Below are 7,344 nucleotides of genomic sequence, written 5' to 3' on the forward strand. Positions count from 1 at the left end.
CTGGCTAGTGACATCGCAGAAACGAAAAAGCCTCCCGAAGGAGGCCTTTTCTGTCACGCGGACTGGCTTAGACGCTGTAGTACAGGTCGTATTCCAGCGGATGCACGAAGGTGCGGACCTTGATTTCTTCCTCGCTCTTCAGCTCGAGGTAGGCATCGATGAAGTCATCGCTGAACACGCCGCCCTTGGTCAGGAACGCGCGGCCCTTGTCCAGCTCTTCCAGGGCTTCCTTCAGGCTGCCGCACACCTGCGGAATCAGCTTGCCTTCTTCCGGCGGCAGGTCGTACAGGTTCTTGTCGGCCGCATCGCCAGGGTGAATCTTGTTCTGGATGCCGTCCAGGCCAGCCATCAGCAGTGCGGCGAAGCACAGGTATGGGTTGGCGGCAGGGTCCGGAAAGCGCGCCTCGATACGGCGGGCTTTCGGGCTCGACACGTACGGAATACGGATGGAGGCAGAACGGTTACGCGCCGAATAGGCCAGCATCACCGGTGCTTCGAAGCCGGGAACCAAGCGTTTGTAGGAGTTGGTCGACGGGTTGGTGAAGCCGTTCAACGCCTTGCCGTGCTTGATGATGCCGCCGATGAAGTACAGCGCCGTGTCGGACAGGCCGGCATAGCCTTCGCCAGAGAAGGTGTTCTTGCCATCCTTGGAGATGGACATGTGCACGTGCATGCCTGAGCCGTTGTCGCCATACAGCGGCTTCGGCATGAAGGTCGCGGTCTTGCCATAGGCATCCGCCACGTTATGCACGCAGTACTTCAGGGTTTGAACTTCGTCGGCCTTGTTGACCAGCGTGTTGAACTTGACGCCGATTTCGTTCTGGCCGGCAGTGGCCACTTCGTGGTGGTGCACTTCGATGACCAGACCCATTTCTTCCATGGCGTTGCACATGGCGGTACGGATTTCATGGTCGTGGTCGCACGGCGGAACCGGGAAGTAGCCGCCCTTGACACCTGGACGATGGCCCTTGTTGCCGCCTTCAACGTCCTGGTCGGTCATCCAGGAGCCTTGCTCGGAGTAGATCTTGAACATCGAGCCGGAAATGTCGGACTTGAACTTCACTTCGTCGAAGATGAAGAACTCGGGCTCCGGGCCGACGAATACCGTGTCGCCAATGCCGGTGGACTTGAGGAATTCCTCGGCGCGCTTGGCAATCGAGCGCGGGTCACGGTCGTAACCCTGCATGGTGCTCGGCTCGACGATATCGCAGACCAGAATCAGGGTCGGCTCTTCGGTGAACGGGTCCAGCACGGCGGTTTCATCAACCGGCATCAGGATCATGTCGGAGGCTTCGATGCCCTTCCAGCCATGGATGGAAGAGCCGTCGAACATCTTGCCATGCTCAAAGAAATCTTCGTCGTGAGCATCACGAGCCGGGATAGTGACGTGGTGCTGCTTGCCTTTGGTATCAGTGAAGCGCAGATCAATCCACTTCACATCGTAATCTTTGATCAGTTGAAGCGACTTCGACATGGTGTTCTCCAAGTGGTGGAAGCGTGACTGGAGCTTCCGAATCAGGGTGAAGCCGGGCGGCGATGTTCCGCCAAGGCGATCTGCCTCACAAGAGAGCAAATTGCATGCCAGTGCTCTGTATTGGCGCTGGATGCCTGCAGATGGGGGCTTGCCGTACAAGCGCCGCACGCAGCGCCGCACAGCGGGGTTTTCCTGCACTGTATTGGTGCGGCATTGCTTGGGGTTGTTCAATTTCAGTGCAGCATAAGGTGCGTTTGATAAAACTGCCTAAAGCTTGATCAATTTCCGATATACTCCGCCCCCCTCTTTTCACGCCATGCTGGCGCTGCGCTGTTATCCATGAAGCTGATCGTCAAGGTTTTCCCCGAAATCACCATCAAGAGCCCGCCGGTGCGCAAGGGGTTCATACGTCAATTGGCGAAGAACATCCGTACCGTGCTGCGCGACCTCGATCCCGAATTGCGGGTGGATGGGGTGTGGGACAACGTTGAGGTGGAAACCGCGCTCAGCGACGCGAAAACCCTGCAGCAGATGATTGAGCGCCTGCGCTGCACACCGGGCATCGCCCATTGCCTGGAAGTGCACGAATACCCGCTGGGCGATCTGGATGACATCCTCGCCAAGTGCAAGGCGCACTATGCTGACCGCTTGGCAGGCAAGATATTTGCCGTTCGCTGCAAACGGGCGGGCAAGCACCCGTTCAGTTCGATGGATGTCGAGCGCCATGTTGGCAGCGAGCTTCGCATTCAGTGCGGTGCTGCCGGTATCTCCTTGAAGGCGCCTGAAATAGAAGTGCGCATGGAAATCCGCGACCAGCGCCTGTTTGTCGTGCATGCACAGCATGATGGCATCGGCGGCTATCCACTGGGCGCGCTGGAACAGACGCTGGTGCTGATGTCTGGCGGCTTCGACTCTACCGTGGCCGCATACCAGATGATGCGCCGCGGGCTGATGACCCACTTCTGCTTCTTCAACCTCGGTGGCCGCGCACATGAGCTCGGCGTGATGGAAGTCGCCCACTATCTATGGAAGAAGTACGGCAGCTCGCATCGCGTACTGTTCATCAGCGTGCCCTTCGAAGAAGTAGTCGGCGAGATTCTCGAAAAGGTCGACAACAGTCAGATGGGGGTGGTCCTGAAGCGAATGATGCTGCGCGCCTCGACCGAGATTGCCGAGCGGCTGCACATCGACGCCTTGGTCACTGGCGAGGCGATTTCCCAGGTGTCGAGTCAGACGCTGCCGAACCTGTCGGTGATCGACTCGGCCACCGACATGCTGGTGCTGCGCCCGCTGATCGCCAGCCACAAGCAGGACATCATCGACACCGCGTTCGAGATCGGTACCGCCGAGTTCGCCAAGAACATGCCCGAGTATTGCGGCGTGATCTCGAAGAACCCGACCACCAAGGCCAAGCGTTACCGCATCGAACACGAAGAAAAGCAGTTCGACATGGCGGTGCTCGAGCGCGCCATGGCAAACACGCGCCAGGTGGCCATCGACCGAGTGATCGACGAGCTGGGCCAGGATCTGCAAGTTGAAGAAGTCATCGAGGCGAGTGCCGGGCAGGTGGTGCTCGACATTCGCCATCCTGACCTTGCCGAGGACGAACCTCTGCAACTGCAGGGCATCGAAGTGCATACGCTGCCGTTCTATGCACTGAACAACCGTTTCAAGGAGCTGGACGTGAATCGCCAGTACCTGCTGTATTGCGATAAAGGTGTCATGAGCCGCCTGCATGCTCATCATTTGTTGAGCGAGGGGCATGTCAATGTGCGCGTTTATCGTCCGAGCTAAACAGCCCGGCCTGCTGGGCGGCAGTATCCGCCACCGCCCTCCCGACCCGCTTCGCGGCTAAATTGCCGCGACACGTCGTTAACGAGCTCTTCCCTTCATCCAATTTTTCGCGTTGGGCCGCTTGAGGCATTTGCCGTGCAGTCCAATCCAACTACGAGACCACTACTGTGATCGAGAATCTACGTAACATCGCCATCATTGCTCACGTTGACCATGGCAAAACCACCCTGGTCGACAAGCTCCTGCGTCAGTCCGGGACCCTGGAGCGCGCCGAGCTTAACGACGAGCGTGTAATGGACTCCAATGACCAGGAAAAAGAACGCGGCATCACCATCCTGGCCAAGAACACCGCCATTCGCTGGAACGAGTACCGCATCAACATCGTCGACACCCCTGGCCACGCCGACTTCGGCGGTGAAGTCGAGCGCGTGATGTCGATGGTTGACTCCGTGCTGCTGCTGGTCGACGCGCAAGACGGCCCGATGCCGCAAACCCGCTTCGTGACCAAAAAGGCTTTCGAAGCCGGCCTGCGTCCGATCGTCGTGATCAACAAAGTTGACCGTCCGGGCGCGCGTCCTGACTGGGTGCTGGATCAAATCTTCGACCTGTTCGACAACCTGGGCGCCACCGAAGAGCAGCTGGACTTCCAGGTCGTCTACGCCTCGGCGCTGAACGGCATCGCCGGTCTGGATCACACCGACATGGCCGAAGACATGACCCCGCTGTACCAGGCCATCGTTGACCACGTACCGGCGCCGAAGGTCGACATCGACGGCCCGTTCCAGATGCAGATTTCCGCTCTGGACTACAACAGCTTCCTCGGCATTATCGGTGTCGGCCGTATCGCCCGCGGCAAGGTCAAGCCGAATACTCCGGTCACCGCGATCGACATGCATGGCAAGAAGCGTAACGGCCGTATCCTCAAGCTGATGGGTCACCACGGTCTGCACCGTGTCGACGTCGAAGAAGCCACTGCCGGCGACATCGTCTGCATCAGCGGTATGGATGAGCTGTTCATCTCCGACACCCTGTGCGATCAGAACCACGTCGAAGCGATGAAGCCGCTGACCGTTGACGAGCCGACCGTTTCCATGACCTTCCAGGTCAATGACTCACCGTTCTGCGGCAAGGAAGGCAAGTTCGTCACCAGCCGTAACATCAAGGAGCGTCTGGACAAGGAGCTGCTGTACAACGTGGCGCTGCGCGTCGAAGAAGGCGACTCGGCTGACAAGTTCAAGGTCTCCGGCCGTGGTGAGCTGCACCTGTCGGTACTGATCGAAAACATGCGCCGCGAAGGCTTCGAGATGGGCGTAGGCCGTCCCGAAGTGATCATTCGTGAAGTCGATGGCGCCAAGCACGAGCCGTTCGAGAACGTCACCATCGACATCCCTGAAGAAGCCCAGGGCAAGGTCATGGAAGAAATGGGCCTGCGTAAGGGCGACCTGAGTAACATGGTTCCGGATGGCAAGGGCCGTGTTCGTCTTGAATACAACATCCCGGCCCGTGGCCTGATCGGTTTCCGTAACCAGTTCCTGACCATCACCAACGGCGCCGGCATCCTGACCTCGATCTTCGACCGTTACGACGTGATGAAGTCCGGCCAGATGTCCGGCCGCCAGAACGGCGTACTGGTATCGATCGATACCGGCAAGGCGCTGACCTACTCCCTGGAAACCCTGCAGGCGCGCGGCAAGCTGTTTGTCGAGCACGGCCAGGAAATCTACAACGGTCAGATCGTCGGCCTGAACAGCCGTGACAACGACATGGGCGTCAACCCAACCAAAGGCAAGAAGCTCGACAACATGCGCGCTTCGGGCAAGGACGAAACCATTGCCCTGGTTCCGCCGGTTCGCTTCACCCTTGAGCAGGCTCTGGAGTTCATCCAGGACGACGAGCTGTGCGAAGTGACCCCGAAGTCGATCCGTCTGCGCAAGAAGATCCTCGACGAAGGCGAGCGCAACCGTGCTGCGAAGAAAGCTAAGAACTGATATAGCTTTTGGTTAATGAAAGCCCCCGCCGGCGAGAGCCGGCGGGGGCTTTTTGCTATTTGGCGAAAGAGTATTGGCCGAGCCGACACGGCTGGCGTACGGCTTCGCGTCTTGACCCGATACAGTCGGAGGTCTGACTAACCTTAGAGCTATCGATATGGGGCAAGCTTGCTGTGCGTATTTCGGCGTCAGCGAATGGAGCTCCGTCATGGAAGCGCAGATCGTCGAGGCCCGGCATGCGCTGCAGAAACAGGGCGAGCTGAATCTCAACCTCGCGCATCGCCTGTTCAGCGTCTAGCTCGCTCAAGCATTCCCAGGCTAGACGCTGACCATCGAGCCAGAACGGCGCGCGGGCGATGCTGGCTTCTAAGTCTGCTAATAAACCGGCGTATAGGCCCTGCGAAAAACGCTCGCGATAGCTGGCGAGTTTGTCTGCCGGAATGCCCCGTAGCGCTGTGATCTGCTCGGCGTTGCGTTCGGGAAGGCTATCGATGGACAGCCAAAGCAGGGTGCGAGCCAACCGTAGCGGCTTGAGGTCGGTGGCTTTCTGCTTGAGCCACCAGCCGCAAAGTGGTCGGGCTTGATCCTGCAAGCTGCGCAGGCTCTTGTGGGCGTCTTTCTCGTGCTCGACCGGGGTGGTGGCCGTGAATACCTGCGCCGCTACCTGCTTGACCTGGGCTATAGCTGCACCGACAGCTCCTGGCTGCGAATGCGCAGCGCCGGCTCGTTTGACCATTTCCTCGAGTCGGCGGCATAGAGGTAATAGGAGCGGCGCCTGTGTTCCGAGCTTCGCCGCCAGGCAGCCTTCGAGGCTGCGCAGCTCGACCGCGATCTGTTCGAACAGTGGGAGCTGTTCGCCCATCGGCACATGGTCTGCGAGCACCTGTTCCATGCGAGGGACCAGCCAGGTGATCGCAGCGGTACGAGTGCGGTCCTTGCGTGGGTGGATATCGTCCCAATGGTCGCGACAGAAGAAGCCGAGCATGGACAGGCCAGCATGCAATCCGAGAAACGAATCACGCTGATACAGGCTCCAGGTCAGCCAAGCCGCAATACGTAAATCTTTCGTTTGGGTGCTAAGCAGGTCTTCGCTGCCTTCGCGCACGGCTTCCCAGTCTATGGACCCCGCAGCGTGCAATGACGACGCCTTGCCGAGCTCCTGCTCCAGCAGCTCATACGCAGCGGCATAGCGAACATCTTCGCCCGCGAAGCAGGTGGCTGTGATGGGAGCTTTCGCTACCGCCAATACATAAGCGGCTAGCTTGCTTGAAAACGTCATTCCCTGACTCGACTGATGCCTGCCTAAGCGTTGTGCTTTGCAGGTGCGCTTCATGCGCAACGACTTGCTACGTGCCAAAACCCTGCACGTCATTGAGGTGCGAATGCTAGGCAGGAAGAGTGAACCCGACTGTGAAGTGGTTTCCATCTAAGGCGATAGAGCGACCGAAGACGCAGGGGGTGTGGCCGAGATGAGCAGTAGTTAACTTATTGGCGCTCGATAAAGATGAACCTCTGTTCGGATTATTGGTCGCTCCACCTTCGATGCCGGGAGCGCCAGTGCTCAAGCAAGAAGATGTCTCTCTATATAGATAGAAAACGCGAGCTAGAAGATACGTATCTCCGAAACTCAGAAAACCGTTGACGTGACGTTCTGAGCCCCTATAATGCGCACCTTCTCCGGTGCAGGCCTTTGGCGAAAACTCTTGTAAATCAAGAAGTTAGCGAAATTAAAGGCTTGCGCGGACGGCAAATTCGAGTAGAATGCGCCGGGCCGACAGGGTGGTGGTTTCGCGCTGTTGGCAGCTTCGGTCAGGTTGATCGGAGGCGGTTGAAAGAGGTGGTTGACAGCGGTTTTAGACGCTGTATGATTCGCCTCCCGCTGACGAGAGACGCTAGGTTGATCGGAAGCGCAAGCGGTTGAGAAGAAAGAAAAACTTCTTCAAAAACAGCTTGACGAGACACAAGGCTGCTGTAGAATGCGCGGCCTCGGTTAAGACGAAAGACTTGATCGAAACGCTCTTTAACAACTGAATCAAGCAATTCGTGTGGGTGCTTGTGAGGTAAGACTGGTAGTCAGCAAGATTATCA

General features: G+C 58.2%; 3 protein-coding genes and 2 pseudogenes. 2 read left to right on the forward strand and 3 right to left on the reverse strand.

The features are described 5' to 3' along the window. Positions 1 to 67 precede the first annotated feature (67 nt). Entirely contained in the window at positions 68 to 1,474 is a 1,407-nt protein-coding gene (gene glnA, locus BUE09_RS18900) for a glutamate--ammonia ligase (protein ID WP_073303475.1), read from the reverse strand. A 339-nt stretch (positions 1,475 to 1,813) separates the two neighbouring features. Between glnA and thiI the strand changes: the two genes are divergently transcribed. Both thiI and typA read left to right on the forward strand, forming a co-directional pair. Then, positions 1,814 to 3,268 (forward strand): tRNA uracil 4-sulfurtransferase ThiI, encoded by a 1,455-nt coding sequence (gene thiI / locus BUE09_RS18905; protein ID WP_073303477.1) that lies wholly within the window; start codon positions 1,814 to 1,816, stop codon positions 3,266 to 3,268. 167 nt (positions 3,269 to 3,435) lie between these two features. Continuing rightward, positions 3,436 to 5,256 (forward strand): translational GTPase TypA, encoded by a 1,821-nt coding sequence (gene typA, locus BUE09_RS18910; protein WP_073303479.1) that lies wholly within the window; start codon positions 3,436 to 3,438, stop codon positions 5,254 to 5,256. Positions 5,257 to 5,383: 127 nt separating this feature from the next. On the opposite strand, the pseudogene tssA reads toward typA, so the two are convergent. Next, positions 5,384 to 6,535 (reverse strand): annotated as a pseudogene (gene tssA, locus BUE09_RS18915) (type VI secretion system protein TssA); the annotation flags it as partial. A 613-nt stretch (positions 6,536 to 7,148) separates the two neighbouring features. Then, positions 7,149 to 7,344 (reverse strand): annotated as a pseudogene (locus tag BUE09_RS20705) (hypothetical protein); the annotation flags it as partial.

The sequence above is a fragment of the Stutzerimonas xanthomarina DSM 18231 genome (assembly GCF_900129835.1).
Lineage (GTDB): Bacteria > Pseudomonadota > Gammaproteobacteria > Pseudomonadales > Pseudomonadaceae > Stutzerimonas > Stutzerimonas xanthomarina.

Bases quoted from the DNA above. Each gene is read 5' to 3' on its own strand.
- glnA (WP_073303475.1), bottom strand. From the start codon at position 1,474: ATGTCGAAGTCGCTTCAACTGATCAAAGATTACGATGTGAAGTGGATT.
- thiI (WP_073303477.1), top strand. From the start codon at position 1,814: ATGAAGCTGATCGTCAAGGTTTTCCCCGAAATCACCATCAAGAGCCCG.